Origin of the sequence: Burkholderia sp. SIMBA_062, assembly GCF_046534765.1 — a bacterium.
In the GTDB taxonomy this organism is placed as follows: Bacteria; Pseudomonadota; Gammaproteobacteria; order Burkholderiales; family Burkholderiaceae; genus Burkholderia; species Burkholderia ambifaria.
The window spans coordinates 1-1,674 of the sequence record NZ_JAWRYD010000084.1; the positions used below are offsets into that span (position 1 = coordinate 1).

At 59.3% G+C, this 1,674-nt stretch carries 1 protein-coding gene; it reads right to left on the reverse strand.

Going from position 1 to position 1,674, the window contains the following annotated elements:
• Positions 1-530 precede the first annotated feature (530 nt).
• Positions 531-1,348, reverse strand: a protein-coding gene (locus tag SB786_RS35435) for an IS5 family transposase (protein ID WP_410731469.1) whose coding sequence is annotated in 2 segments (ribosomal slippage) — positions 531-1,000 and positions 1,000-1,348 — 819 coding nt in all. Because the reading frame shifts where the segments join, the coding sequence is not laid out codon by codon here.
• Positions 1,349-1,674: the final 326 nt, after the last annotated feature.

Consider the following 1,674-nt stretch of genomic DNA (forward strand, 5'->3'; position numbering starts at 1 on the left):
CAGGCAACTCGGAAATACCGCTGACGTGCCTGCATTAACTTAAACCAACCAGCCTCCACGATTCCCGGTGCGGTTCAGTGGGCGCCGTGGCGATGAAGTTAAGTTATTTTTAGTATAGCAAAGATATGCTTAGTTTTATTTACCTGCGGAAACCGAGAACGCAAAATCCATGCCGTTGATTGACCCACGCCGATGGTGGCTGCATGCGTGTCGGGAACGATCGCGGCGTGCTTGCTAAGGGCGTGGACGCATTCAGCTGGCACTAATTGTTCAGGAGGGTGAGGGGTTGGTGCCGCGATTTCAGCGCGGACGGGAGTTGCAGGGAGTTCGCTGATCAGAGACGGATGGCTAACGGCCAAAGGGAGTCGATCGCGAGTGTTGCATCGGGATGTGAGGGCGCGCACATTGTCCTGCGCGCCGGGAGGCGCTATGTTGTACAGGCACTTACTGTACCAACTGACCGCGACGACGTGATCTTGGCGTTGATCAACATCGATAACGTTCTGCGGCGGTGTATCTAAGAAGCGGTTTCATAAAGACTGCTCGGCGCGCCGGAGGGTATTCCAGCAGATCAGGCAACAACCGAGTTTGAGGAACGCGCCGTGAATGTCCGCACGTCGCTCGAAACGAATACGGAGGCGACGGAAGTGATGCAGCCAAGCATGCGTGCGTTCCACGACCCAGCGATATTTGCCAAGGCCACTGCCATATTCGGTACGGCGCTTGGCGATCACCGGCTCGATACCGCGATTGTGCAACGCTTGCCGATGTTGCTCGGAGTCGTAACCACGATCGGCGTAGACCACCCGCGGTCTGTGCAGTGGGTGGCCGCGCAATCCTCGAATCGGCGGAATCGCATCGATGAGCGGCAGCAACTGCGTGACGTCGTTGACGTTCGCGCCGGTCAGGATCGTGGCAAGCGGCGTGCCGTTCGCGTCGGTGACGATGTGGTGCTTGGAACCGGGTCGCGCGCGATCGGTAGGGTCCGGCCCAGTTTTTGGCCCGCCCCAACGGCGCGAATCGATGATGAATCGACAGCGGCTCGCGAGAAGTCGATCTGGTCTGCCGCTCGCAGCTTCGCGAGCAGCAGTTCGTGCAGGCGGTCCCACACGCCGGCCGCCTGCCAGTCGCGTAGTCGTCGCCAACATGTCACGCCCGAGCCGCAACCCATCTCGGCAGGCAGATCGCGCCAGCGCAGTCCGGTCTTGAGAACGAACAAGATGCCCGTCAGCGCGGCGCGATTCGAAACAGGTAGGCGACCCGGGTTCTTCTCGCGCCGCGGCTTGGGCGGCGGCAGTAACGGCTCGATCAGTATCCACAATTCGTCGTCGATGATCGGCTTGCCCATCTCCTCGGTCTCGGTTGTTCCGATGCCTGAGGTTAACAGCTCGCCGCGAAAGTTAACAGCCCCACGGGCCCTTTTTGAAACCGTCTCTAAGAAGCTCTAACACAATGAATTTGAAGCAGTCGCCAGCAGATGATGCAAGCGTCAATTTTCATGGGCGCTTCGTGGACTGCGAGGCGCTCGAACCAGATGCGCAGTCGCCTGAAGTCGTCCAGCCATGCGAAGGTAACAGAGCATGCGGTAGGTTAGCAGGGCGGTTTCAAGAGCGAAGTGCAACACCTCGCGGGTTAGTGAACGGGTGCCCGGCCCGTGAGGTTAGCCAGGATCTG